Genomic DNA, 21,762 nt, shown 5'->3' with positions numbered 1-21,762 from the left:
GGACATGCCCCCGATTTTCACCGCCGAGGAATACCACGCCCGCGTGAGCACGCTCCGCAAGGCGCTGCGGGAACACGAACTCGACGCCGCCGTGGTCCACACCCCGGAGAACGTCTGCTACCTCAGCGGTCACGCAACCCCCGGCTACTACACCTACCAGTGCCTGGTCGTGACGGCGGCCGGTGACGTCGCGGTGCTCAGCCGCGAAACGGAAACCGTCAACGCCGGGGAAACCACCCACCTGGAACACATCGTCGGTTATCCCGACACCGCCGACCCGGTGCAGGCCACCGTCGACCTGCTCGCGGAGATGGCGCCCAACGCCCGCGCCGTCGGTGTCGAGGCCCGGTCCTGGTTCTTCCCACCGGCGCTTTTCGCGCAGCTGACCGGCAAGCTCGAAGCCACCGGCGCACGCATCGTGCACGTCGACGACACCCTGGCCGGACAACGGTTGATCAAGTCCGCGGCAGAGATCGAGCAGATCCGCGCCGCCGCTGCCAGCACGAACGCGGGCATGGCCGCAGCCGCGCGGGCCGCGGTGCCCGGAGCCAGCGAGCGCGAAGTCGCGGCCGCGGCGTTCAGCGGGCTGATCAAGACCGGCTCGGAGTACTTCGGCATGGAGCCGTTCGTGGCCTCCGGGCCGCGAGCCGGAACGATCCACGCGAGCTGGAGCGACCGGGTGATCGGCGCGAACGAGCCGGTCTTGCTGGAAATGTCGGCGACCGTCGGCCGGTACAACGCGCCTCTCATGCACACCGTGTGGACCGGGGAACTATCCGGCCAAGCCGCGGCGATGGCCGGCGCGTGCGCCGATGCCCGGGCCGCGACACTGGCCGAAGTGCGTCCCGGTGGTTCGCCCGCCGCCGCGCACCAGATCTGCAAGGAGGTCATCGCCGAGGCCGCTCTGGCGCACACCTACCGCAAGCGCAGCGGCTACTCGGTCGGCATCGCCTTCGCCCCCGACTGGGGCGAAGGGCACATCTTGTCGTTGAAGGAGACCGAGGAGCGCACCTTCGAGCCCGGCATGGTCGTGCACGTCGTTCCGACGCTGCGGATCTCCGGAGTGGCCGGAATCGGCCTGTCGGCGACGGTGCTGGTGACCGAGGACGGGCACGAGGTGCTGACGTCCTGCCAGATCGGCCCGCAGCTGTGAGTGCGGCGACGATGCCCGAGGCCCCGGAACCGGCGGGTGACTACGCCACGGCCCGAGTGGCCGGTGGCCTGGTGTTCACCGCCGGCATGACCCCCAGGAACGGTTCTCGCCTGGTCGCCGCGGGGCGGCTGGGTGCGGATCTGGATCTCAAGCAGGGCAAGGAACTCGCCGCGCTCGCCGCGCAGCGGGCGATCGCCGCCGCCCACCACGCCGCGGAGAACGCGGGGGTCGGCCTGGCCGAAGCCGTGTCGCTGACCGTGTACCTGGCCACCACTGCGGACTTCACCGAACACACGGCGGTGGCCGACGGTGCCAGCGAGCGCGTCGCCGCGCACCTTGGCGGACCTCCCGCGGCACGTGCCGCGATCGGGGTGCACAGCCTGCCTTCCGGGGCACCGGTCGAAGTCTCCGCGATCTTCGCGGTCTCCGGCGATGTCGGTGAAAATCACCACGCTTGATTTCCACCGACATCGCACGCCGAGGGCGTGGTCAGGCGGATTCCCGGGCGCGGGTCGGTCATGTCAGTTCCTCCCACCCGGTGCTCTGGCTGGCGTTCCGTCCGAGGCGCAGCGCGGAGACGAGGAAGAAGACGCCGCCGAGCAGGGCGTAGCCGGCCACGTTGGCCAAAGAAGCTCCTGCGCTCGACGCCATGAGGAAGAACGACACGCCGGCCAGCACGGAGATGGCCCCGCTGGCGATCATCGCCCACTGTCCCCCCAGTCGGCGCCGCCGGATGGCCACGACGAGCTGCACAATGCCGGCCACGACGGCCCATGCCCCCCAGACTCGCAGGACGGCTGGGATGCCGGAGGTGAGGGCGACGGCGAGTCCGACGGCGGCGAGGGTGCTGATCGCGATGTTGACGTAGAGACCCGCGGCGGACCCGTTCGCGGACCCGCCGGCCACGTTGACCCGCGCGGAGCGGGCATCGACGACGGCGGCGGCCACGTCGAACACCGGGTACAGCACGAGCAGCGCCGCGGTCAGCAGGCTGATGCTCGACGCGGTCAGGAACAGCAGGACCGCCCAGACGAGGGCGAACCCGAAACGCACGAAGTAGAGCCGCCGAAGTGTCGCTGCGACACCGGTCGCAGCCGGGGTGGTGGTCATGCCAGATTCCCTTCATTCGAGGTGGATCAGTGCCCATGGGAAAGGAGGCTGCGTCGAGCCGAATGTGGAAGCGGTCTTCTCAAGCGCCCAGACAACCGTGAGCGCCGAGACAACCGTGAGAATGGAGTGCGCGTCCCTCTATGCCTGGTTGTCGGCCGCGGCGGCCGGGTGGGCTGTTGCGGTGAGTCTCGCGACCTGGTCGTCGGTCAACCGCAGGCGTGGCGGCCGCGACGTTCTCCTCGAGGTGGGCGAGCGAGGGCGAATTGCCCGCGCTGCTCCTCGACTCGCGGGTCCCCCAGGACCCTCGGCGCGTGGTGCGGGTGGTCGGCGTTCACGGGGTCAGGGCGGCGTCGAGGGCGATCGTGGTACCCGCCATCCCGCTGATCTCGAAGCCCCCGCCCGTGGCCGGCCCCAGGGTGACCTCGACCGAGACGCGCAGCAGGTCGCCCTGCCACCGGCAGGTCGCGTCTCGGCTCGACATGATGCCTCCAGGTAGAAAGACTGTTCTCTCTTGCAGCGCCGAGCTTGGCAGACATCGCCGGCGATTGCAAGACCGATCGTTCTTTCTGTTACGGTCGGTTCATGGCGACACCGATCCGCTCCGCGCCCGACAGCCCGAACAGCAGCTCGGGGAGGCAGGGGCGGTCCGAGGCCCGAGAACGGCTGTTGTCCACGGCCAGCGCGCTGTTCTACCGCGAGGGGATCCGGGCGGTCGGGGTCGAGCGGATCCTCGCCGAGGCCCCAGCCACGCGAGCGACGTTCTACCGGCACTTCCCCTCGAAAGAAGACCTCGTACTCGCCTACCTGCGCGGCGTCGACGCCCACATCCGCGCCGACGCGCAGGCCATCATCGAAGCCGCGCCGTCGCCGGCCGACGCGCTGCGCACGATCGGCACCGCCGTTGCCGACGACCTGGCCAAACCAGAGTTCCGCGGGTGTGCCTTTCTCAACGCCGCAAACGAGTACCCCGACCCCAACGACCCGGTGCGCCAAGTGGTCCTCGATCACCGAGCCTGGTACGTGACCACGCTCACGAAGCTGTTTGCGCAGGTCTTCGGGGACTCACCGCGGCGCGGCAAACCAGAGCACGCCGCACGGCACTTCGTCATGATGCGCGACGGCGCCGTGACCGGCGCCCACCTCGACGGCGTCGAGAGCGTCGGCGCCGCGTTCCACCGCGGCGTCGAGGGCCTGCTCACCCTCCTTCACTGAGCACCCGCACAGCATCGGGCCACGAAGCAACACAAAGCGGGTCGATATCCACCTCGATCGCACCGAAGAAGTTGATGTACTCGCTGTGCGCGGGCGAAATGTGCGCCAGAACCTCTTCCTCACGGGCCTTTTCGGTTGCTCAGGCGAAATCAGTTGGCGGGCTTGCCGAACCAGCGGGAGAGGTGGTCGTCCAGGTCCTGCTGATCGTCGCCGATCCAGGCGACGTGGCCGTCGGGGCGTAGCAGGACGCACGGAACATCCAGCACCGCAGTGGAATCCGCGAGGTAATCGACCCGGTCTGACCAGCCGCCGACGGTCAGGCGTTCGGTGCGGTCCAGCAGCAGGCCGCGGCCGCGATGCAGCAGACCGTAGAGGTGGCCCTGTTTCACGTCGATGTCGCGCAGGCGGCGGCCGAGCAGGTCGGGGCCTGCGCCGAAGTCGTAGCGGATACCGATCGCGGTGATCTTCTCGATCAGATAGCGGTTCACCTCGTCGAAGTCCATCAGTTCGGTGAGCAGCCTGCGCACGGCCTGCGGGCCCGGTTCGGTGGACAGCAGTTCCATCTGGGCGCGGGTGTTGTGCAGCACGTCCTCGGCGACCGGATGACGTTCGGCCTGGTAGGTGTCCAGCAGTGTTTCCGGTGCCCAGCCGCGGATCTGTGCGGCCAGTTTCCAGCCGAGGTTGAATGCGTCCCCAACGCCCAGGTTGAGGCCCTGGCCGCCGGTGGGTGGATGGACGTGTGCCGCATCGCCCGCCAGCAGCACCCGCCCGACCCGATAACGTTCGGCTAGCCGGGTGGCATCCCCGAAGCGGGACAACCAGCGCGGGGAGTGCACGCCGAAATCGGTTCCGGCGACGGTGCGCAGCTGTTGTTTGAAATCCTCGAGGGTGGGCGGTACCGCGCGATCGCTGACTCCCGCGACGGGGACTACGACGCGATAGACCCCTTCGCTGAAAGGCCTGAGACTGAAAATCTTGTTGGTCTCGTGGATTTCGGTCACCTTGGCGGCGATCTCCTCCTGCGGCACACCCACTTCCATCTCGCCCATCAACGTCTCGGTCCGCGAGGGCTCGCCGGGGAAGCCGACGCCGAGCAGTTTGCGCACCGTACTACGCCCGCCGTCACAGCCGACGAGATAGCGCGAACGCAGCTGTTCGCCGTCGGCCAGCTCGACGGTCACACCCTCGTCGTCCTGCTCGAAATCCGCCACCGCACATCCGCGCCGGACCTGCGCACCCAGTTGGATCGCATGCTCTTCGAGCAGGTGAACGATGACCGGCTGCGGGATGCCCAGCACATAGGCGTGCGCGGAATCCAGGCCCTTGGGCGCGGGTTTGGTGATGGCGGCAAAGAATCCACCGGCCGGACGCTTTCTTCCGCGTTCGAGAATGCGATCCAGCAGTCCGCGCATTGCCATCAGCTCGATACTGCGAATATGCAGACCGACTATGCGGACGAACGACACGGGCTCGGTTTCCTTCTCCAGAACGAGTACCCGCACATCGTGCAGCCGCAGTTCGGCGGCCAGCATCGCACCAGTCGGCCCGCACCCGGCAATGATCACGTCGAACATGAGGGGCGCGCGATCAGCGCCGGAGGCCGGCGTCCGGAGTCCGGGGCCCTCGCCCACGGTGAAGTCGCGCTCGACCGTATCGTTCGACGACGGCTCGGCGGTGAACTGCGGAGAGTCCATAGGTGTTGCCTTTCGGGAGTGCCTTGTTGTCGAGGCGCTCCCGGCGACACCTACGTCAATCGCCCGACCGTGACCGGAAGGGGCAGCACCCACAGCGATACAGCGTTCATGGGTCTCACCTCCTCGGGCGGTGTCACGGTCCACTGCAAGCTACAAGCCCGAGCATCACCCCGTCCAATCCTTTCCCAGCCACGTGATCACGACTCCAAAACGGGCCCGTGCGGTTGCAGGGCGAATCCGGCGTGGCGGCCCGGCTGGTCACGGCCGACGGTCTGACCCTGGCTGCCCCGAGGCGGACCGGATCTCGAAAGGCGCTGCCCTGATGAGGTTCGCTCGTGGCCACCACGCGAACTGGTCGTAGGCGAGCTTGACGACCAGCGCGATGACGACGCACAGCAAGACGATCCGAATGAATCGACTTCCGCGCTGGAGCGCGTAGTGGACGCCAAGTCGGGCACCCGTGAGGTTGCAAGCGGCCATACCGAGCCCGAGCAGCCACAGGACTCTGCCCTCCGCGGCCAACGCACACGCAAGATCCGCGTCCCCGAAACCTGGCCCTGGGCCCACCAACTCGCCACCTGCATCGAGCTCGGCCTCAACCTCGACCCCACCGGCTAACCCAGCCGCACCGACCCGGCGGCTTCGGCGGCGGCGACGCCTTCGCGGGTGTTCTCGCTGATCATGTCGCGCTGGAACTCCAGCACGGCGGCGAGGACGGAGACCATCATCTTGGTGCCGGGGACATCGGATGCGAGATCGATGCCGGCCAGCAGTCCGGACTCGACGCGCAGGTGCAGACCTCGGCGGATCAGCACCGGACGCAGGGCGAGGTTGTCGGCGACGGAACGGAAGAGGCGCGCGGCGTCGGCGATGCGGATGGTGTCGCCGACGACGGCTTCGTCCAGGAGCCTGGTGAAGCCGGTGCGGTCAAGGGAGAGCCGGCGGTGGAAGGTGGCCGGGTCTTCGTAGGTGGGGCGCCGGCGGCCAGCAGCGGGGCGAGGGCGTGGCGCTGGCGCGCGTCGGTCTGCTTGTCGGTGGAGTGCCGCAGAGAGATCCGGTCGACCATTCGCCTCTTGGCCTCCCTCGGGGTGGGCCGGGTGGTGCCCGCCTGTCCCGTCTCACGAGACCTTGCCCCTGCCTCACCGGGCCTTCTTCTGTTCGCATGCCGGGGGCAGGCGCTCGTGAGACTGTCCGGCCCTACCACGCACACGGGTCCAGCACGAAGACGGGGATCACGCGGTCGGTCTCCTCCTGGTATTCCGCGTATGTCGGATACGCGGCGACCGCGCGCTCCCACCACTCGGCCCTCTCGTCCCCGGTAACCTCACGGGCCGTCATGTCCTGGCATACGGCGCCGTCCCGGAGTTCCACGTGCGGGTCGGACCTGACGTTGAAGTACCAGTCCGGATGACGCGGGAAGCCACCCTTCGAGGCCACGGCCGCATACCGTCCCTCGTGCTCCACGCGCATCAGCGGGATCTTACGAAGCCTGCCGCTCCGCGCACCGCGCGTGGTGAGAATGACGACGGGCAGGCCCGTGTCCCAAAGCGTCGTCCCCCGCGTGCCGCCCGAACTCTCGTACAGCTCGACCTGTTCGCGTATCCACCGAGCCGGACTCGGCCCGTACTCGCCCTCAAGAGGCATGGTGGCCCCCCGTCGTCGCTTGCGGATTATGCCGCGCAGTCCAACCGTTCCATCGCAAGTGACCTGGTCCGAGCACCCTGCCCCGAGTGCGGACCATGCGGATGACCCGATCCGGTGCCGGAGGTTCGACGAACTCCTCCCGGCACCGCTTCAGCAGTTCATCGCGCACCCGGTCCGCGTTCCGCTCGGCATGCGCGACGCTGCCGGCCAGCCAGGCCGTCAGCTTCTCCGCGTCCTGCACCGAACACACCCGAAAGCCCAGATGCTCGCGGATCTGGGCACGGTGGTACTCGATCGTGCTGCCGCTCCATTGGTAGGACTCGAACTCGGCAGCCGGCACATTTATCCGCCGGGCGACGAACTCCACCACCTCGGCCGGGAAGTCCCCCCGCCCCCGTGGAAACCGACCGTGCCGGGTGTAGAACTTCAGCAGCAGCGCGAAGCCCAACCGCGTCCCGCCACGTTTCCCCGCGACCAGGTCCGCCTCGTCATCGAGCACCGTCCAGTGCTCCACCAGCTCGTCCATGCCCACCGGCTGCCGCCCCATGGACTCCCATCGTGCCGGACAACCTCAGATCAACCTGGACAAACGATCAAAGATCACCCGCATTTGGGGCTGGCGACACGGTCGTTAACGGCACCCCATCATGACGATCGCTTGTTGCGGGCTCCAGGCAGGCACCGGCCATCCCGGGTGTTGAGGAACATCGGAACGAAGACTGGCGCTAAGCCGTGACCTGCCGGTTTGCGAGTTGACCTTGGTTGCGCTGCTGAGGTACGCCGCGGTGCCGCCACGGTGGGCGGTGTAAGCAGCAGGAGGCACTGCGTTGCCCGTTGAGTTCCTGTCCGATCAGCAGGCCACGGCCTACAGCCGGTTGCCCGAGTCGTTGTCCCGGGTCGAGTTAGAGCGGTTCTTCTTTCTCGACGACGTCGACCGGAGTCTGGTGGAGTCCTCGCGGCGGGAGGCGGCAAGTCAGCGGTTGTGGGAGACGCTGCACCAGCTGCTTGACGACGAGCAGCGCGCCGCCCTTGACGGGTTGTTGGAGGTGCCGGAGGGGCAACGGAATTCGCGGTTGGATCAGCTGCGTCGGCCGCCGGTGCGGGTGTCGGGGCCGGCGATGGTCGACGCGTTGCAGCGGGCCGCGGAGATCCTGGGGCTGGGGTTCGCCGAGGTCGACACCGAGGTGGTGGTGCCGCCGCGGCGGTTGGCCGAGTTGTCCCGCTACGGCGTGCAGGGCAAGGCCAGCTTCTTGCGTCGTCATGGGGACTCGCGGCGGTTGGCGACGCTGCTGGCCACCGTGGTTTACCTTCAAACCCGTGCGGTCGACGACGCCCTGGACCTGCTGGATGTGCTGATCTCCTCAAAACTGCTGGCCCGTGCGGAGCGGGAGTCGGCCAAGGAGAAGCTGCGCACCCTGCCCAAACTCGGGAAGGCGTCAGCGAAACTGGTCGCCGCGTTCGGGGTGTTGTGGGAGGTCACCGGCGCGCACGACGACTTGGCCGAGCAGGCCGCCGAAGCCGGTGATGTGGTCGAGTCGGTGAGCCTGGCGCAGGTGTGGGCTGAGATCGAGGCCGTGGTGCCCCGCTCGGAGCTCGCCGAGGCGCTGGTCGCGATCTCGGCCACGGCTACTGCACCTACACGTTCTTCGAGCAGTGTCCACATCGGATGGCCTGTGCGCGCTGCGACTTCTATACGCCGAAGGCGTCAAGCAAAGGACAGTTGTTGGAGGCCAAGGACAATCTCCAGCGGATGCTGGCGAACATCCCGCTTTCTGACGACGAACGAGCGGCAGTCGACGAGGGCCAGGTCGCGCTGTACCAGCTCCTGGAACGACTCGTCGACGTTCCTACACCAGCCGGGGCCACCCCACGTGAGATCGGCGTTCCAGCGACCGCGACCCTACTGCCGATCATTACCGTGGTCCACGGCAAACAGGGATGAACTTGACAAATCAGATTCCACAGAATGCTGCGCCTGGTCGACGACACCGGCTACCGCCGCGACATCAAAGCCCAGGCCAACCTTCAGGAAGGCCGCCACGCGCTGGCCCGGCGGATCTTCCACGGCCAGCGCGGCGAACTGCGGCAGCGCTACTACGAAGGCATGGAAGACCAGCTCGGCGCCCTCGGCCTGGTTCTCAACGCGATCGTGCTGTTCAACAGCCGCTATCTGGACGCCGCGATCGCCGAGCTCCGAGCCGGTGGCTACGAGGTCGGCGACGAAGACGCCGCCCGCCTCTCACCCTTTGTGCGCCACCACATCAACGTCCTCGGCCGCTACTCGTTCCTGGCCCCGGAACTCGTCGGCGGACTACGCCCACTGCGCGACCCGTCCGAACCTGACGAGGAGGAGATCGCTTAGAACTGGTCGTGACGCTGCCCGTGCCAGCAGGCAGGGGACCGGGTATCCGGGGCGGCACCCTGAACAAGGGGCGGAAGGTCTAGGCGTCAGATCGTGTCGTCGAGCCAGTCGAAGATGCGCGCCACCGCCAAGCGAAGAGCACCGGGGTGGCAGTGAGCGTCGCCGCCTTCCTCCTCGGTGAAGGTCAGGAGCTTCTTCGGTGCTGTGATGTGCTGGTACAGCTTGCGCGGATCGGGCTCCTCGGTGGCGGAGTAGAACAGGTCGGCGGCTGCTTCGCATACCAGGACGGGGCAGGTGATCTTCTCCGCGCTTCCGTCGTCGAAGTTGTAGCGGGCGTACTCGGCCAGGAATGCCCTGTCGGTCGAGGTCCCCGTGACGTAGCGGCCATGGTCGCAGGCCCAGTTCAGGGTCGGGCTCTGCGCACAAGCGTCGGCGATGATTCGGTCCAGTTCCCCGTCGTCCTCGGCTGCCGCGCGCCGAACCACCTCGTCGTGCGGCAGCGGGAGGTGTGCGGTCAGGGCGGAGACGGCGTCGAAGACACCGTCGAGGGCGATGACAGCTGCGAGGCGCCGCTCATAGGCTGCCGCGCGAGGCGCCAGGTAGCCGCCGAGACTGACGCCGAGCAGCGCGATGCGGGCGGGGTCGACGCCCGGGTGCTGGGTGAGGAAGTCCAGGACGGGGCCGACCACATTCTCCCAGTCCGGTCGAAAGGTCAGACCGTTCCGGTGGATGGCCGCGGGCTGCCCGGGGCCGTCGAAGGTCAGGACGTGGTAGCCGCGTTCCTGTCCGCCGACGGCGCCGAAGAAGTGCAGCTCTTCGGCAGCACCGTCGAACCCGTTGTGCATCATCAGCGTCGGCTTCGGACCCTCTCCCGCCGCCCGATAGAAGTAGCCGTGCAACACGGTGTCCTCATATGGGATCTCCACGGGAGTGATACCCGGGATGTGGGCGATGGCATCACGGAAGCAGGCGACACCGCGCTGGTAGGCGTGGTCGATGCGCGGGTCGTCAGGATTGCCATGCAGGAAGAACTCGGCCGCCCGGTAGTAGGTGGAAGCCCGCAGCAGCCCGTCCCGCGCGCTGACAGGGTGGCTTGCGCGGGCTTCCACCTCCAAACGGTTGGCGGTGGACAGCCAGGCGTCGTGCCAGCCGTCGTAGTCGCCGGAGGTGACCTGGGAGGCGGTTGCGACGACCTCACCGACGTCCGAGCCACCGTAGACGGCCAGGCCGAGATTGCGCAGGGTCTCGAACCAGAACTGCCGATCGTCCTGGAACATCAACTGCTGCATTGCGTCTCCCTCTCAACGAGGGCTCGGAAGGTGCGCGGGGGCCGACCTGTGAGGCGCTGGACGGTGTCAGTGACGCGGTCCTCCGCCCCTTCGGCGATGGCACGGTCCATGCCGGCCAGCATGGCGGCGAACTCCACCGGGACCAGCGCCGTGAGGCGATCGCGCAACTGCTCGTAGGACAGACGGCGGTGGGCCACAGGCCGACCGGTGACCTCGGTGACGATCGCGGCGACGTCGTCGTAGCTCAGTGCCTCGGGTCCGGTGAGGACGAGGTCGGTGTTGGGGGCTGTCCGGTCGGTCAGGGCGTGGACGGCGACGGCGGCGATGTCCTCGGCGTCGATGAAGCCGACCCGGCCGTTATCGGTCGCGGTCCAGATGATGCCGTCTTCACGGATGCTGTGCGCGTGCGCGTGTGTGCCGGTGAAGTTCTGCATGAACCACGAGGGCCGCAGCACCGCCCACTGCTCGAACAGATCGGGCAGGGCCTGGTGCACCGTTCCCACCGCAGGGCCGCCCTCGGGTATGGCCGAGGAGCTCAGCAGCACCGCGCGATGCACGCCCCCGGTGCGGGCCCGCTGGAGGAAAGGCAGCATGACGGCCGCCGGGTCGGACTCGCCCACGGGCGGTATGAGGTAGACGCGGTCGACGCCGTCGAGGGCGGCAGTGTGGGTGGCCGGGTCGTACCAGTCGAAGTGGACCGGCTCGGCTCCGGGGAACGGGGTGGCTTGACGGCTGGCCGCTTTGACACGGTGACCGGCGGCCGTCAGCTGTGCTGTGGTGCGGCTGCCGGTGGTGCCGGTGGCGCCGATGACCAGAGTGGTGCCGGTGGTGGTCATCGGCTGCTCCCGGTGAAGTCGGTGCCGGGTTCGAGGACGGCGAGGGGGTTCCAGTAGTCACGGTAGGAGGCGATGCGCCCGTGCTGAACCGTGACGACAGCGATGTAGGTCATGTCGAAGGGAGCGTCGGTCTCCACGAGACGACCGACGCCGCGCATCTCGACCACGATGGTCCCCGGATCAGTGGTCTGGTGGATCCGCAGGTCAGGGAAGTCGTGCAGATCGATGTGATCGGGGTAGTGACGCATATAGGCGGCGATGGTCTCCTTGCCCTCCAGCCGCTCGGGCCAGCCCGGAGGGGCGAAGGGGAACTCCATGATGCCGTCCTCGTCCCAGAGGCCCACCCAGTCGGCGATGTTCTTGTCCAGTAACAGCCTCAGACTGTGGCGGTAGAGATCCGCCGGAGAAGTCGGTGCGGACATGGGGTTCCTCCATCTCGTAGACATCTCATATAATCCGGACCCGGGGTCCGTTTCAACGATACGGACCCCGGGTCCGTTTTGCAAGTGGAGGAACCGCATGCCCGAGCGCAAGCCACGCAAGGACGCCGCCCGCAACCGGGAGGCCGTCCTCGCGGCCGCCGACGCCCTCTTCGCACGTAGCCAGAGCCCCGACGACGTCACCATGGCCGACGTCGCAGTAGCGGCCGGCGTCGGCAAGGCCACACTCTTCCGGGCCTTCGGTGACCGCGCTGGGCTGCTCCGTGCGCTGTACGAGGCACGACTCGAACCGATCAGGGACGCTGTCGAAGCCGGCCCGTCACCCTTGGGGCCCGCCACGCCACCACACCAGCGCGTACCCGCCCTGCTCGACGCCGTCCTGTGCTTCAAACTCGACAACCGCCGCCTCGCGCTGGCCCTGGAGGAAAGCGGGAGCAGCAGCCCATACCAGGCCGAGCATTACGTGCGGTGGCACGGCCTGCTCCAAGCCGTACTGGAGCAGATCCCCGGCCTGACCGACAGCGGCTTCACCGCCCACGCCCTGCTCGCCGCCACACGAGCCGACCTCGTCGAGCACCTGGCCGGAGAAGAGCGCATTCCGCGGGAAAGAATGCGGGCACAGTTGGCGAACTTCGTCACCAGAGTCCTGGCCTCCGGCCCACTGCAAGTGGTTGACCGCCGAGGAGTGATCGAGGATCGGGCGAGTCCTTGATCAGCGAGGCCTCTCCCAAATGGTCAATTGTGCGAGATCCGCGAACCGGCCGATCCGCACCGGGAACCCGCTGGTCACGATTCGCACAACATCTCTCAAAACCTTAAGGTTGTGCGAATCAGTTCTGCGAGAACCCGGAGATGGAGCGCTGACCCCCGAGCAGGCCGCCGCCAACGCGGTCGAGCGTCACCACCCGTGCCCCAAGTGCCAGGTGCCGGCGGGCAGTCCCTGCCGGACTCGGGCGGGCAAGGTCGCGGCGAAGTACCACACCGCCCGGTTCATGCTCGTGCCCAGGCTACGCGACGAGCTCGCCGTCGCGGTCCCCGCCGACCGCAGGCCCGGCAAACCCTGGGTGCCCGGGCACCTGGTCCCCGTGGCCGAGCCGGACGACAGCGGCACCGACGGGCCGATCCGGATCGGCTACGCCCGTCGCAGCAGTGCTACCCAGGAGCTGCAGAGCCAGCTCGACGCACTCGCCCAGGCCCAGTGCACGCGGGTGTTCTCGGAGAAGATCTGGTCCCGTCGCCATGCATCGTCACCCCGCCGAATACGGCGAGGCGTAAGGCTCGCATGGTTGGGCGCGTGCGTCGCCGGAGGTTTTCGGCTGATTTCGTTGCAGTCCCACCGGCTCGGCTTGCGGCGTGCGGCCGCGCTCGGGGCCTTCGGGGGACGTCTTCTGCGCCGTGCTGTGATCGAGGATTGCCAGAAGCCGCTCCCGGATCTCGTCGTTGCCCGTGGTAGCGGCCAGAGTTTCGGCCAGGGCATCGCGCAGGCCGCCGAGTTGGCGATGGGCCGCTGTCGCGGCAGTTGTCTGTGCGGCCAGATCACCTCGCAGCGCGCTCAGTTCGTCGTGCAGCGGGGCCAGGCTGGCGGCGTAGCTGCGCGTCGATGCGGTCAGTTGGCCGGTCAGTTCCGCGATGCGCTGGTCAGCGGTGGTGTGGGTGTCCCGGAGTTGCTGGGCGATTTCCTCGCTCTGGTCGCGTAGGCGTTGTTCGCATTCCTGGGTGAGGGTGGTGCGCAGCGTTTGGCGGGTCTGGTCCTCCTCGCGGCGCAACTGATCGAGCCGCTCGAGTGCGGCTGCGCGCTCACTGGCTAGTTCGCTTTGTAGTTCCGTGATGCGCTCGTGGGCGGCGCTGACCCGGTCCAGGGCGTGCTGGCGGTCGGTACGGGCGGCTTCGGCCTCTTGTTGCGCCTGGTCGCGCTCGGCGTTGGCTTGATCTCGCTCGGCGGCTGCCTGACTCGCCTGCTCTGCGGCGGTGGCCTTCTCGGCGCGAGCGGTGTCGGCTTCGGCGCGGGCGCTCTCAGCGTCGGCGATCGCCTCCTCCCGCGCCGCTTCCGCGGCTCGCGCTGCCTCCACGGCTTGGCGGCGTGCGGTCTCGGCGGTGTCACGGGCCTCCAGCGCGGTGGCCAGTTCGCCGGTGGTGTGGCTCTGCAGGGCGGCGACCTCGTGGCGCACCGGGTCGAGCACGGCCGACAGCGCGGTCAGCCTCTGGTCGAGGGTGTGCACGTCGAGGTGGGTCATGGGCTGATCGGGCCCATACGTCCGCACCCAGATTTCGCGGTGCTCGTCGAGCATCGCGCAGGTGATGGTCTTGGCGCCCCACTGGCCGTAGCGCTGTGGATCGGCGGGGCAGTACGGGGTTGGCCGGCCTCCTCGAGGTGGCAGGGGCGGCAGCGCCTCGCCGCAGTAGGCGCAACGGGCGTCCTCGCCGGCTGCCAAAGCGCGCAGGGTGTCCTCCCGCCGTTCTTCCCGGCTGCCTCGACGCGGGGGAGGGGCGAGTTCAGCGCTCCCGGTGGTCGGCTCTGGCGTGTCGGCGTGCCGATCGGCCACATCGTCTGACACTCGTTATCTCCCTGACCTGCGAATTTGCCTTCGATTGAGTTTCAGTTATGAAACTCTAACACGAGGTTCCAGTTCCAAAATTGAAACTATGCCAACGACACGAGGTTAGTCGAATTCCTATGGATAAGGAGAATTATCGATATAGTTTCGTGGCAGGGCCCGGCCGTAAACCCTTGCGGGAGCCGCCCAGAAGCCTGGGGCTGACCCTGGTGCCGATCCTGGGGATGCGCGGAACCGAACACGCCTCGCGAACCCGAGGCTCCCCAAGCGCAAGACGATTTCGTCACGGTGACTAAAAACTTGAGTCGCAACGTGGGAAGGCCCTGGACTCCTGAAGCTGTTTCGAGCCGCAAGGTAGCGGGGTGCTCCGATCAAGGGCGTGGTCAGTGATCGAGAGAGTTCGCCGATGCAGCGTGAGTGGCAGCCGGATGAGCTGGTGCGGTCGTGGACACTGGTCGGTGCGGGCTGGGCGACAAGACCGGGCCGATTCTGCTCGGGTTCGTGTTGTTGCTGACGTTACTTCGAGGTCGAGGCGCGGTTTCCGCGCTATGCCGAGCAGATTCCGCCGCAGGCGGCGGGCTATGTCGCCGAGCAGGTCGGCGTGCCCTCCGAGAAGTCTGCAGAACTGTCAGGGTGCACGAAGTGCACGAGGGTCACGTTCGCGTCTGAGGCGATCCCTGGGTAGTGCTGCTCGAGCGTGGCGAGGAGCTCGTGTCGGTCGGCGAATCCATCCCGGACCGCATCAGTGTCCGAGAGATCGCGGATGGCCTTCTCCTCGAGGATGGTCACCTCGGCCCTGACGGTGACGTCACCGTCGTCGGTTTCGAAAACGAGCTCAGCCGGACCAAGGCGAACAGGATCTTGGAATCGGATAGTGCTGGTCTTGGTTCCAGCACGGACGGCAGCAAGGTAGGCCGGGTGGAAGTAGACCTTCTGCACCCCGGCCCCAGGTTCCAGCGAGCGCTCGTCAAACACATACGGCAGCAGGTCGATGATCGGAACCGACGTCAATCCGTTCCTGCTGTTGACGATCACACGGATGCCGGGGAAGTAGTCGAACAATACTTGGCGGCACCGCCCGCAAGGCGGTATGACACCCCGGCCACCATCGAGCGCGGCAACGATCGTAGTCAGCGGAAGCTGATCTGAGCTCGCGGCTGCTTGTCCGAGCACAACGAGTTCGGCACAAGGCCCCCTGGTAAAGTGGTACACGTTCAGTCCGGTGTGAATGCGTCCTGCGGAGTCAAGCGCGGCCGCAGCGACGGAATGATTGTCGTTGCCCTGACAGCGGTCGATGAGGTCAACGGCGGCCTGGACCAAGTTCGTCTCAAAATCAGTGATCACTTCGGCATCGTAAGAACCGATTAGGCGACGGCGCAGCCGAATAATTTCCGGATCCGGTTTTCGGGGGTTAAACGAACCCGCGCACCTCATAGCGAAACGATCACGCTACGCCCGCTGCTCCACCGGCGAACAAGACCTCACCGCCCATGCACGGCACCGTCGAATACACCATCGCCGACTTCGCTGAGCCGTTCACCGTCTCCCGCACGACGGTCTACCGAAACGTGCAACACCATGTCGGCGCAGGACACGTTCCTCACTGGTCTTCGACTTTGCGAGTCGGGACGGCTTCGGGAATCCGGGGCCTGGAAGGGGATATAGCGGGTCTGGTTCTCTGCCCCCACACCGGTGGCGGCAAAATACGCGCAGGCGACCGGTTCTGGTGCTACTCGCTGAACCGGACCTGGCCTCCCTGCGGAGGCTCCCCGCGAGAAGGGGGACGACGACCCGGATGGAAACGGAGGCGAGGAGTCGCTCATGACCACGGACGTGGCCCGGCTGGAGAAGGCGGAAAAGACCACACAGGAACGATTCGCGGAATTCCTGCGCATCTACGCCTCGCTGAACACCCGGCTGGCCTACGCCACCGACCTCGGCATTCCCCTTGAGTGGGTGCCCGGCTACCGCCCGGCGGACCCGCAGCGCCGCCGTGGGCGGGCCCGCCGGAGTGAGCCCACCGGGCTGGAATGGCTGGCCTGGTGCCTGCGCAACGGGTTCACCTCCTTCGCCGAGATCCGCGTCGAGCACGTCGAACGCTGGCTGGAGGACCTCGCCCGCGCCGGCTACCGCGACGCAACCCGGGCCCGGATGCTCTCGGCCGTATCGGCCTTCTACCGCAAGTACCTGATGCGGGAAGGGCTCAGCGACCACAACCCCGCCGCCCTGGTCGACCGTGCCGCCCAGCACCTCAACCGCGCCGGCGGCACTCCCTCGACCACCGCGATGTGGTCGTTCGAGGCCTGCCGCGCCCTGCTGCTGGCCGCCTACCTGCTCGCCGACCGCAGCCGCAACGGCCGCCGCGACCGTGCCATGATCGAGGTCCTGATCGGCACCGGGGTGCGCGCGGAGGAACTGGTGGGCGTCAACCTCGCCGACTACCATCGCCCGACCCCCGGCGGCCCCGGATCATTGCGGGTGCACGGCAAGGGCGCCAAGGACCGCCGGGTGGCCCTGGCCGCACCGGTCGCCGACGCGCTGGAGTCCTATCTCGCCGACCGCGTGCTGCCCACGGTCCCGGCCCTGCCCGGCCAGAACGCAATCCCCACCCGAGAACCCCTGTTCCTGACCAGCACCGGAGCCCGCGTGCACGTCTCCCACGTCCAGGCCCTGCTACGCCGGCTGTGCGCCACCTTCACCCCGGACTCGCCGCCCCGGGCCCGCTGGCTCCGCGACCTGCTGACCACCGAGTCGGCCGCCTTCATCGCCACCCACCTCGCCCCGCTGCGCGAGACCATCCACCCTCACTCCGCGCGGCACTCCTACGCCACCCACGCCATCGACCGCGGCGCCGAACCTCGCCAGGTCCAACGCGACCTGGGCCACGCCGCCCTGACCACCACCGAGGGCTACCTGCACGACGCCAACAACCTCGCCAACTCCGCCACGCACGAACTGTCCCCGGCCCTGCATCGCGGCTGGCTATCGCCCACCATTCCTGGCTAGACAGCCCCCTTATGGTGTCGCTACCCAACCCACCCCGAGCCGCCCGAAACCATCAAGGGCATACCTTGATCATTGATATCCGGGACGGAAACCGATATCCGGGGATGGAAACCAGGGACTAGGCGCGGCCACGCATCCGCACGAACCGAGCCAACGCAAGGACATCGATGCGACGCAAACCCGATTCGGTCCGCTCGAACAGCATGACCCGCTCATTACCTCCGGCACCGATGGGCTGCACCAGGCGTCCACCCCAGCGCAGCTGCTCGACCAGCGGCACGGGTACTTCCAGCGCAGCGGCGGAAACCAAGACCGCGTCAAACGGGGCGCGCTCGGGCACCCCTCGGCGGCCATCGCCCACGACCAGCTCGACGTTGTCCACGCCCTCGGTCGCCAGAACACGCCCGGCCTGCTCGGACAGGTCGGGCCACCACTCAATACTGACCACGTCGCCGGCCAGCCGAGCCAGCAGCGCGGTCTGGAACCCTGCCCCGGTGCCGATCTCCAAGACGTGCTCGCCGCCGGTGAGCGCTAGGCCCTCCAACATCCGTGCCGACAGCGAAGGCTGCGTGGTGACCTGTCCGTGGCCGATCGCCAGCGGGGCGTCGTCGTAGACGGCGCGAAGATCCTCCAGCGGCAGGAATGCTTCTCGCATCGTTGTACGCAATGCGGCGAGCACGCGTTCGTCGAACACGCCTACGCGTCGAGCCGCGCGCACGAGATCCTCGGGCCCAGCGGGATGCATCGACCTGCCTCCACCAGCATCATCGGTGCCTGGCCACGCCCACGACAACAGCCGGCCCGCCGCCCGAGCGCTCACGTTGCCGAGCGGTTTTCAGCAGCACTCGGCGGCGGTCCGAGCTGATCCGGTACGGACCCGGCGCTTCCCCCAGCCGTAGCGGGGGAAGCGCCGGGTCCGTCAGGGTCAGCCGAAGTTGCCGGTGGCGACGGCCTTCCAGTCGTTCGCGCAGTCGGGGCCGCATTTCCAAGACAGGCGCGGGTCACCGGTCACGGCGCCCTTGCCGTTCAACGTCCACGTCGCGACCTCACCCGTGGTGGCGTTGTGCCACACCACGTCGTTCTTGAAGTCGTTGTTGAAGTCGTTGACACCGACGATCTTCCACTGGTTCGCGCAGTCGGGCCCGCACTTCCAGGACAGCTTCAGGTCACCGGTCACCGTCTGCTTGCCGTTGGTGAGCCACGCCGACACCTCACCGGTGGTGGCGTTGTGCCACAACAGATCGTCGAGGTTGTCCTCATTGATGTCACCGGCACCGACGGCCTTCCACTGGTTCGCGCACTCGGGGCCGCACTTCCAGGACAGGTTCGGGTTGCCGGTCACGTGCCCCTTGCCGTCGAGCAGCCACGTCCCCACCTCGCCGGTGGTGGCGTTGTGCCACACGATGTCCGACTTGTTGTCGGCGTTGAAGTCGCCGATGGCGACGGCCTTCCACTGGTTCGCGCACTCGGGGCCGCACCTCCAGTCGAGGCTCAACGCCTTCGTGACGGTGCCCTTGCCGTCGAGGATCCACGCGGACAGCTCGCCCGTCGTGGCGTTGTGCCACAGCACGTCGGAGGTGAAGTCGTTGTTGAAGTCACCGCCGCCGACCACGCGCCACTGGTTCGCGCAGTCGGGCCCGCACTTCCAGGACAGCCTGTTGTCCCCGAGCACCGTGCCGTGACCGTCGGTGAGCCAAGCGCCCACGTCGCCGGTCCTCGAGTTGTGCCACAGCAGGTCCGCGTTGCCCGCAGCGGCCTGGGCAGGCGCGACGGTGAACGCGAGTGCTGCCGCAGTCGCCGCGAGTGCGACGCCGATTTTCCTTCCGAGCATGGATTTTGGCAGCTCAGCAGATCGCATGTGTTCTCCCGATCGTATTTATAGCCCTTGATCCCTGACGCGTTAGGCAAGGGTCTGTCGGTCGATTCGGCCGTCAGCCACCTACCAGCGCGCAACGTTGAGGATCATTCGGCGCGGGAAGTTCGTGAATCCCAAGCTTTGGGGGGTGACAAGAGTACGTGTCGCCTGTAGAGCGGCCAGGGCGCGCAGTACCGTGTATCGCCCACTGATCACACCGGCGATAAGGAGAAACCAGGGTGCCCGCATCCACCTGCCCCCGAAGACTGTCACGCGCTACCCGCGCCAGAGGGCTCACCGCCCGGTTGCTCGCCGTCTCGATGTGCATGGGACTCCTGATCACCGGCACCGCCTCCGCTTCCACAACCGCGACTGGGGGAGCCGGCTGCACGCTGGTGCCCACCTCGGGAACCGTCAGCCGTGAGGCCGCGGGCAGGACCTACCACGTGAACGTGCCACCGGGCCTGCCCGGACCTTCGGTGCCGTTGCTGCTCAGCCTCCACGGCGCGCTTCAGCCGTACTCTTTGCACGAGCGGGAGACCCGTTGGTCAACTGCCGCCGCCGACAGGCACTTCATCGTCGCTTACCCGTCGGCAGGGGCAGGACTGGTGTGGGACGCAGATCAGCGATCCGCTGACGTCACCTACCTGCGTGAGGTGGTCAAGGACATCTCCGGGAGCTGGTGTGTCGATCCGCGCCGGATCCACGTGGAGGGCTTTTCCAGCGGCGCCAACATGTCGGCCAGGCTCGCGTGCGACGCCGCCACGGTGTTCGCCTCGGTTGCCGCCTACGGCGGCGTGTCCCCTTCGTTCACCGGCAGCCCCTGTGTACCGGACCGCCCGATCGCGGTCGGTCTGTTCCACAGCGATGGTGACCTCATCAGTCTTCCCCCGTTGGCCGTCGCGCACCGCGACGAATGGCTCCGGCGAAACGGCTGCCCGGCGACCCCGGTGACGGAACCGGGGGTACCGGTGGAAGCCGCCGTGTACGGCCCGTGCCGTGCGGGCGTTGAGGTGGTGTGGCGCGTCTATCGCGGCACTCACTTCTGGCCCGCGGACGACAACCGTACTGATATCGCCAACCGTATGTGGAACTTCTTCCTGCGTAATCGGCTCCCGTGAGGTGCTTTGACCAGTCGCCCTCACCGAGACAGCACGGCCGTGATCTCCTCTCGGCTGGTGATGCTGATTTTCCGGTAGATGGCCTTGAGGTGATCGTTGACGGTGTGCACCGACAAGTCGAGCCGTCGGGCGATCTGCTTGGCGGGTATGCCGTCGCGGAGTTGGTCGATGATGGTGCGTTCTCGTCCAGTGATGTCGTACCAGGCCGACAGGGCGGGCAGCAGTTCCACACCGGCCGCCTGGATGATCACGGCCACATCGCCCGTGCCGTCCGCGTTGAGAGGTTGGCCCTGGATGCTGACCCAACGTCCGGCGTATGCCGAGGGCAGACAGGCCACCGGGCGCGGTGTCGTTGGGTCACGGACGAACCTCCGGCTGGCCATCGCCACCTCGCTGGAGAGGGCTGTCGCCGCCCACTCGGGATTGGCCAGTGCCCCTGGCAGACGTATTTCACGTAGCCACGCGTGCCCCTCAGGAGTGATCCCGCGTACCGCGTGATCGGCGCCCACCACGATGACCCCTGGGGACAGGTCCTTTTCCGGTGGGCGCAGGGGGGTTGCCCTGATGTAGCTCCGCGACGCCGCCACCAGTGGTTTGACAAGCCGCGCGACGCGGTCCACATCGCCTTGTTCGAAGGGTCTGCCGCCCTGCTCCCGGTACAACACGAGTGTTCCCCACACCCCGTGGGAGCCTCGCAGGAGCAGACGCAACTCGCTGCCGAACCCGTTGTCCCGCAGGACCTTGTAGGCAAGCCGGTCGCGCGCGTTCACCACCTGCGCTAGGACGCCTCGGTGTGCCTGTTCGGCAGGATGGCCCGGCTCCTGGCCCGAGTAGAGGTTGATCATCTGCGTCTGGCCGATCTTCGCGGTAAGCCGATGCCAGAATCCGAATGAGGCCATGTTCGTGTTCGGGTTCCGCCAGCACACGTGGAGGGAATCGTGTGCGACCAGGCCGATGATGGTGCGGGAGATGACCTCACCCATCTCGTCTGAGGTCAGGCCGTCCCCGGACGCTGAACAGAGGTCACGCTCCAGGCGGTCCATGTCTGGTGTCACGATGTCAATTGTCCGGATGTGCCGTTCCCACCGACAGCGAATTCCCTTCGTCCGCTGGCCTTTTCGGTGCACATGAGACCATTCGGGTCAGCGAGCACCAGGCCCAGTGCTTGGGTAGCTACGCGCAGGGGCAAACCCACGACTGGGCACCGGCAGGTGCCGACGGCGTTGTTGATCTCGCGCTCCGTTGAGGTCAGGCCGTCCCCGGACGCTGAACAGAGGTCACGCTCCAGGCGGTCCATGTCTGGTGTCACGATGTCAATTGTCCGGATGTGCCGTTCCCACCGACAGCGAATTCCCTTCGTCCGCTGGCCTTTTCGGTGCACATGAGACCATTCGGGTCAGCGAGCACCAGGCCCAGTGCTTGGGTAGCTACGCGCAGGGGCAAACCCACGACTGGGCACCGGCAGGTGCCGACGGCGTTGTTGAT

The 21,762-nt window shown here is 67.4% G+C and carries 24 protein-coding genes and 3 pseudogenes; 10 read left to right on the top strand and 17 right to left on the bottom strand.

Annotated elements, in window-relative coordinates; translation table 11 throughout:
* Window positions 1-4 precede the first annotated feature (4 nt).
* Both BJ970_RS28590 and BJ970_RS28585 read left to right on the top strand, forming a co-directional pair.
* A complete protein-coding gene (locus tag BJ970_RS28590) occupies window positions 5-1,153 on the top strand; it encodes a M24 family metallopeptidase (RefSeq protein ID WP_184729998.1) in 1,149 nt (382 codons plus the stop codon).
* On the top strand, window positions 1,150-1,611 hold the full coding sequence (locus BJ970_RS28585) for a RidA family protein (protein WP_221468299.1): 462 nt from the start codon (window positions 1,150-1,152) through the stop codon (window positions 1,609-1,611). The genes BJ970_RS28590 and BJ970_RS28585 overlap by 4 nt, the downstream gene beginning before the upstream one ends.
* Window positions 1,612-1,669: 58 nt before the next feature.
* On the opposite strand, the gene BJ970_RS28580 is transcribed toward BJ970_RS28585, so the two are convergent.
* Complete coding sequence (locus BJ970_RS28580; protein WP_184729996.1) at window positions 1,670-2,263, bottom strand: DUF308 domain-containing protein; 594 nt, start codon at window positions 2,261-2,263, stop codon at window positions 1,670-1,672.
* A 331-nt stretch (window positions 2,264-2,594) separates the two neighbouring features.
* Window positions 2,595-2,744: a hypothetical protein gene (locus BJ970_RS28575; protein WP_184729994.1), complete on the bottom strand. Its 150-nt coding sequence runs from the start codon at window positions 2,742-2,744 to the stop codon at window positions 2,595-2,597.
* A 101-nt stretch (window positions 2,745-2,845) separates the two neighbouring features.
* Here BJ970_RS28575 and BJ970_RS28570 point away from each other — a divergent pair, with 101 nt between their 5' ends.
* Complete coding sequence (locus BJ970_RS28570) at window positions 2,846-3,475, top strand: TetR/AcrR family transcriptional regulator (RefSeq protein WP_184729992.1); 630 nt, start codon at window positions 2,846-2,848, stop codon at window positions 3,473-3,475.
* A gap of 149 nt (window positions 3,476-3,624) precedes the next feature.
* Here the strand turns inward: BJ970_RS28570 and rox are convergent, their stop codons facing one another.
* On the bottom strand, window positions 3,625-5,049 hold the full coding sequence (gene rox, locus BJ970_RS28565) for a rifampin monooxygenase (RefSeq protein WP_221468445.1): 1,425 nt from the start codon (window positions 5,047-5,049) through the stop codon (window positions 3,625-3,627).
* A 558-nt stretch (window positions 5,050-5,607) separates the two neighbouring features.
* On the opposite strand from rox, the gene BJ970_RS28560 reads away from it, so the two are divergent.
* Entirely contained in the window at window positions 5,608-5,787 is a 180-nt protein-coding gene (locus BJ970_RS28560) for a hypothetical protein (protein WP_184729988.1), read from the top strand.
* On the opposite strand, the pseudogene BJ970_RS28555 reads toward BJ970_RS28560, so the two are convergent.
* From BJ970_RS28555 to BJ970_RS38290, 5 genes and pseudogenes are all read right to left on the bottom strand, one after another.
* A pseudogene (locus tag BJ970_RS28555) lies at window positions 5,784-6,089 on the bottom strand (recombinase family protein); the annotation flags it as partial. The gene BJ970_RS28560 and the pseudogene BJ970_RS28555 overlap by 4 nt on opposite strands.
* Before the next feature lie 277 nt (window positions 6,090-6,366).
* Entirely contained in the window at window positions 6,367-6,813 is a 447-nt protein-coding gene (locus BJ970_RS28550; protein ID WP_184729986.1) for a nitroreductase family deazaflavin-dependent oxidoreductase, read from the bottom strand.
* Window positions 6,803-7,360 (bottom strand): DUF4158 domain-containing protein, encoded by a 558-nt coding sequence (locus BJ970_RS28545; protein WP_184729984.1) that lies wholly within the window; start codon window positions 7,358-7,360, stop codon window positions 6,803-6,805. Before BJ970_RS28545 ends, BJ970_RS28550 begins: the two co-directional genes overlap by 11 nt.
* A gap of 355 nt (window positions 7,361-7,715) precedes the next feature.
* Window positions 7,716-8,075, bottom strand: coding sequence for a hypothetical protein (locus tag BJ970_RS38295; protein ID WP_246471878.1), 360 nt, complete (start codon window positions 8,073-8,075; stop codon window positions 7,716-7,718).
* A 47-nt stretch (window positions 8,076-8,122) separates the two neighbouring features.
* Window positions 8,123-8,437: a hypothetical protein gene (locus BJ970_RS38290; protein WP_246471877.1), complete on the bottom strand. Its 315-nt coding sequence runs from the start codon at window positions 8,435-8,437 to the stop codon at window positions 8,123-8,125.
* A gap of 99 nt (window positions 8,438-8,536) precedes the next feature.
* Between BJ970_RS38290 and BJ970_RS28535 the strand changes: the two genes are divergently transcribed.
* The gene (locus BJ970_RS28535; protein ID WP_246471876.1) at window positions 8,537-8,755 is read left to right on the top strand and encodes a hypothetical protein; all 219 of its coding nucleotides are present in this window, start codon (window positions 8,537-8,539) and stop codon (window positions 8,753-8,755) included.
* A gap of 27 nt (window positions 8,756-8,782) precedes the next feature.
* Window positions 8,783-9,175 (top strand): annotated as a pseudogene (locus tag BJ970_RS28530) (Tn3 family transposase); the annotation flags it as partial.
* 86 nt (window positions 9,176-9,261) lie between these two features.
* Here the strand turns inward: BJ970_RS28530 and BJ970_RS28525 are convergent.
* The 3 genes from BJ970_RS28525 to BJ970_RS28515 are packed head-to-tail and all read right to left on the bottom strand — an operon-like array spanning window position 9,262 to window position 11,722.
* Entirely contained in the window at window positions 9,262-10,464 is a 1,203-nt protein-coding gene (locus tag BJ970_RS28525) for an alpha/beta hydrolase family protein (RefSeq protein WP_184729982.1), read from the bottom strand.
* A complete protein-coding gene (locus BJ970_RS28520) occupies window positions 10,452-11,300 on the bottom strand; it encodes an NmrA family NAD(P)-binding protein (protein WP_184729980.1) in 849 nt (282 codons plus the stop codon). The genes BJ970_RS28525 and BJ970_RS28520 overlap by 13 nt, the downstream gene beginning before the upstream one ends.
* Window positions 11,297-11,722: a nuclear transport factor 2 family protein gene (locus BJ970_RS28515; protein WP_184729978.1), complete on the bottom strand. Its 426-nt coding sequence runs from the start codon at window positions 11,720-11,722 to the stop codon at window positions 11,297-11,299. Before BJ970_RS28515 ends, BJ970_RS28520 begins: the two co-directional genes overlap by 4 nt.
* Before the next feature lie 97 nt (window positions 11,723-11,819).
* On the opposite strand from BJ970_RS28515, the gene BJ970_RS28510 reads away from it, so the two are divergent.
* Window positions 11,820-12,452: a TetR/AcrR family transcriptional regulator gene (locus BJ970_RS28510; protein ID WP_184729977.1), complete on the top strand. Its 633-nt coding sequence runs from the start codon at window positions 11,820-11,822 to the stop codon at window positions 12,450-12,452.
* Between the two features lie 19 nt (window positions 12,453-12,471).
* Window positions 12,472-12,714, top strand: a pseudogene (locus BJ970_RS40375) (zinc finger domain-containing protein); the annotation flags it as partial.
* A 33-nt stretch (window positions 12,715-12,747) separates the two neighbouring features.
* On the opposite strand, the gene BJ970_RS28505 reads toward BJ970_RS40375, so the two are convergent.
* The 3 genes from BJ970_RS28505 to BJ970_RS28495 all read right to left on the bottom strand — a co-directional run bounded on the left by BJ970_RS28505 (window position 12,748) and on the right by BJ970_RS28495 (window position 15,639).
* Window positions 12,748-12,981 (bottom strand): hypothetical protein, encoded by a 234-nt coding sequence (locus BJ970_RS28505; protein WP_184729976.1) that lies wholly within the window; start codon window positions 12,979-12,981, stop codon window positions 12,748-12,750.
* Between the two features lie 6 nt (window positions 12,982-12,987).
* Complete coding sequence (locus tag BJ970_RS28500) at window positions 12,988-14,295, bottom strand: coiled-coil domain-containing protein (RefSeq protein ID WP_184729975.1); 1,308 nt, start codon at window positions 14,293-14,295, stop codon at window positions 12,988-12,990.
* A gap of 579 nt (window positions 14,296-14,874) precedes the next feature.
* A complete protein-coding gene (locus tag BJ970_RS28495) occupies window positions 14,875-15,639 on the bottom strand; it encodes an ASCH domain-containing protein (RefSeq protein WP_184729974.1) in 765 nt (254 codons plus the stop codon).
* 477 nt (window positions 15,640-16,116) lie between these two features.
* On the opposite strand from BJ970_RS28495, the gene BJ970_RS28490 reads away from it, so the two are divergent.
* On the top strand, window positions 16,117-17,301 hold the full coding sequence (locus BJ970_RS28490) for a tyrosine-type recombinase/integrase (RefSeq protein ID WP_184729973.1): 1,185 nt from the start codon (window positions 16,117-16,119) through the stop codon (window positions 17,299-17,301).
* 118 nt (window positions 17,302-17,419) lie between these two features.
* Here the strand turns inward: BJ970_RS28490 and pcm are convergent, their stop codons facing one another.
* Both pcm and BJ970_RS28480 read right to left on the bottom strand, forming a co-directional pair.
* Window positions 17,420-18,046, bottom strand: coding sequence for a protein-L-isoaspartate O-methyltransferase (gene pcm / locus BJ970_RS28485; protein WP_184729972.1), 627 nt, complete (start codon window positions 18,044-18,046; stop codon window positions 17,420-17,422).
* Between the two features lie 180 nt (window positions 18,047-18,226).
* Complete coding sequence (locus tag BJ970_RS28480) at window positions 18,227-19,159, bottom strand: FG-GAP repeat domain-containing protein (RefSeq protein WP_246471875.1); 933 nt, start codon at window positions 19,157-19,159, stop codon at window positions 18,227-18,229.
* Between the two features lie 236 nt (window positions 19,160-19,395).
* Between BJ970_RS28480 and BJ970_RS28475 the strand changes: the two genes are divergently transcribed.
* The gene (locus tag BJ970_RS28475; RefSeq protein WP_312864513.1) at window positions 19,396-20,277 is read left to right on the top strand and encodes a CE1 family esterase; all 882 of its coding nucleotides are present in this window, start codon (window positions 19,396-19,398) and stop codon (window positions 20,275-20,277) included.
* A 20-nt stretch (window positions 20,278-20,297) separates the two neighbouring features.
* Here BJ970_RS28475 and BJ970_RS39655 read toward each other — a convergent pair whose 3' ends face one another.
* Window positions 20,298-21,332, bottom strand: coding sequence for a helix-turn-helix transcriptional regulator (locus BJ970_RS39655; RefSeq protein WP_184729971.1), 1,035 nt, complete (start codon window positions 21,330-21,332; stop codon window positions 20,298-20,300).
* Window positions 21,333-21,762: the final 430 nt, after the last annotated feature.

This window comes from Saccharopolyspora phatthalungensis, from assembly GCF_014203395.1.
In the GTDB taxonomy this organism is placed as follows: Bacteria; Actinomycetota; Actinomycetes; order Mycobacteriales; family Pseudonocardiaceae; genus Saccharopolyspora; species Saccharopolyspora phatthalungensis.
Note: the sequence above shows the minus strand (reverse complement) of the source record. Positions and strands in the feature narration are given on the sequence as shown.

What these genes read in the sequence shown, in the direction of transcription:
- BJ970_RS28590 (WP_184729998.1), top strand. Translation starts at nt 5, where the DNA reads ATGCCCCCGATTTTCACCGCCGAGGAATACCACGCCCGCGTGAGCACG.
- BJ970_RS28580 (WP_184729996.1), bottom strand. Translation starts at nt 2,263, where the DNA reads ATGACCACCACCCCGGCTGCGACCGGTGTCGCAGCGACACTTCGGCGG.
- BJ970_RS28575 (WP_184729994.1), bottom strand. Translation starts at nt 2,744, where the DNA reads ATGTCGAGCCGAGACGCGACCTGCCGGTGGCAGGGCGACCTGCTGCGC.
- BJ970_RS28570 (WP_184729992.1), top strand. Translation starts at nt 2,846, where the DNA reads ATGGCGACACCGATCCGCTCCGCGCCCGACAGCCCGAACAGCAGCTCG.
- rox (WP_221468445.1), bottom strand. Translation starts at nt 5,049, where the DNA reads ATGTTCGACGTGATCATTGCCGGGTGCGGGCCGACTGGTGCGATGCTG.
- BJ970_RS28550 (WP_184729986.1), bottom strand. Translation starts at nt 6,813, where the DNA reads ATGCCTCTTGAGGGCGAGTACGGGCCGAGTCCGGCTCGGTGGATACGC.
- BJ970_RS28545 (WP_184729984.1), bottom strand. Translation starts at nt 7,360, where the DNA reads ATGGGGCGGCAGCCGGTGGGCATGGACGAGCTGGTGGAGCACTGGACG.
- BJ970_RS38295 (WP_246471878.1), bottom strand. Translation starts at nt 8,075, where the DNA reads ATGACGACGCAAGAAGCTGGCCTTGCCCTGCACGCCGTAGCGGGACAA.
- BJ970_RS28525 (WP_184729982.1), bottom strand. Translation starts at nt 10,464, where the DNA reads ATGCAGCAGTTGATGTTCCAGGACGATCGGCAGTTCTGGTTCGAGACC.
- BJ970_RS28520 (WP_184729980.1), bottom strand. Translation starts at nt 11,300, where the DNA reads ATGACCACCACCGGCACCACTCTGGTCATCGGCGCCACCGGCACCACC.
- BJ970_RS28515 (WP_184729978.1), bottom strand. Translation starts at nt 11,722, where the DNA reads ATGTCCGCACCGACTTCTCCGGCGGATCTCTACCGCCACAGTCTGAGG.
- BJ970_RS28510 (WP_184729977.1), top strand. Translation starts at nt 11,820, where the DNA reads ATGCCCGAGCGCAAGCCACGCAAGGACGCCGCCCGCAACCGGGAGGCC.
- BJ970_RS28505 (WP_184729976.1), bottom strand. Translation starts at nt 12,981, where the DNA reads ATGGCGACGGGACCAGATCTTCTCCGAGAACACCCGCGTGCACTGGGC.
- BJ970_RS28490 (WP_184729973.1), top strand. Translation starts at nt 16,117, where the DNA reads ATGACCACGGACGTGGCCCGGCTGGAGAAGGCGGAAAAGACCACACAG.
- pcm (WP_184729972.1), bottom strand. Translation starts at nt 18,046, where the DNA reads ATGCATCCCGCTGGGCCCGAGGATCTCGTGCGCGCGGCTCGACGCGTA.
- BJ970_RS28480 (WP_246471875.1), bottom strand. Translation starts at nt 19,159, where the DNA reads ATGCGATCTGCTGAGCTGCCAAAATCCATGCTCGGAAGGAAAATCGGC.